This window comes from Epibacterium sp. Ofav1-8, assembly GCF_022348185.1.
Lineage (GTDB): Bacteria > Pseudomonadota > Alphaproteobacteria > Rhodobacterales > Rhodobacteraceae > Epibacterium.
On the sequence record NZ_JAKRFD010000037.1, the window covers coordinates 1 to 1092 of the forward strand.

Genomic DNA, 1092 nt, shown 5'->3' on the forward strand with positions numbered 1-1092 from the left:
GGGAGTGGGCAAAACTTGGGGGTGTCTGTGTATATTGGTGGTTCATTGAGAAGGGAACTGCCATGGAAGCGCGGATTCTTGTCGAGACGACCCTTGAGAACGGAACCACAAAGAGGCATCAACTCGGCCGTTTGTCCCGGCCGTTTCGACGCACGCAGCCTGAGGGGTTTGGGTTGTTGCTCGAAGATGCGAAGAGCATCCTCGGGCAATTGCAGAAAGCGATCCTGCTCGACCAGATCGAGGAGATTTCCCAAGCCAGCAGGATCTGTCCCGACTGCGACGGGATCCGGGCCATACATGATTATCGTTCGCGGGTACTCGACACGCTCTTCGGCAGGTTCGAGGTCAAGGTGCCGCGCATTCGCCGCTGTGCCTGCAATGCAAAATCCGATGTTGTGTTGGGCGGACCGCTTTCGCCTCTCGCACACTTTTTCCCAGATCGATCGACCCCGGAACTGCGACGCCTTCAAGCCGAACTTGGGGCGCGTCATTCCTTCCGGGAAGCGGCGCGTATCATGGAAACCTTTCTGCCTTGCGCGAAGCAGGTGAACACATCGGTGCGCAATCGACTGGGCAAAGTTGCCCGGGAAATCTGCGACAGCGCGCAGACTGAGTCGTTGGTTCCTTCAGCCGCCGAAGAGGCGCCTGCATTGACGGTTTTCCTAGACGGTGCGCATATCCGATGCAGGCCAGAATACCAGAAGCGACACCTCGATGTTGTGGTCGGCAAGATTGAAAGCCACGATAGGTGCCGTCGCTTCGGCTTGGTGCAACAGGCGGTCCTGTCACCTGCCAGTCAGCTTCGCCAGGACTTGCGGGCTCTCGGTTGGGATCACGACCAAAACGTCACGGTAATTTCGGACGGGGAACCTGCCCTTCCAAACCTCGTCCGCAACGCCGTCGGTGAAAAGGTCCGCCACATCCTCGACTGGTGGCATATCTCGATGCGCATTCAGCACGTCGAGAACGCTATAAAGGGCCTGCTGCAGAGCAAAAGCTTCTCCGGCATTCAAGTGCTGTTCAAACGTCCGGCCGAAACGCTGCGATGGTACCTTTGGCATGGAAAAGTTCTTACGGCCACGACCAGTCTAC

1 protein-coding gene is annotated in these 1092 nt (G+C 57.6%); it reads left to right on the forward strand.

Going from position 1 to position 1092, the window contains the following annotated elements; all coding sequences use genetic code 11:
- Window positions 1-62: 62 nt before the first annotated feature.
- A partial coding sequence (locus MHM97_RS22705) for an ISKra4 family transposase (protein ID WP_239325917.1) occupies window positions 63-1092 on the forward strand: 1030 nt, incomplete at its 3' end.